Consider the following 248-nt stretch of genomic DNA (forward strand, 5'->3'; position numbering starts at 1 on the left):
TCGCCTTTCCCTCACGGTACTGGTTCACTATCGGTCAGTCAGGAGTATTTAGCCTTGGAGGATGGTCCCCCCATATTCAGACAGGATACCACGTGTCCCGCCCTACTCTTCGAGTTCACAACCTGTGTGCTTTCGTGTACGGGACTGTCACCCTGTACCGTGCGACTTTCCAGACGCTTCCACTAACACACAAGCTGATTCAGACTCTGGGCTGCTCCCCGTTCGCTCGCCGCTACTGGGGGAATCTC

The 248-nt window shown here is 55.6% G+C and carries 1 rRNA gene; it reads right to left on the bottom strand.

Annotated features, from left to right (window positions below):
* Positions 1 to 248: ribosomal RNA gene (locus tag NUX24_RS21765) — 23S ribosomal RNA — on the bottom strand; the annotation flags it as partial.

Origin of the sequence: Enterobacter sp. HG048, assembly GCF_024702055.1 — a bacterium.
GTDB classification, from domain to species: domain Bacteria; phylum Pseudomonadota; class Gammaproteobacteria; order Enterobacterales; family Enterobacteriaceae; genus Enterobacter; species Enterobacter dykesii.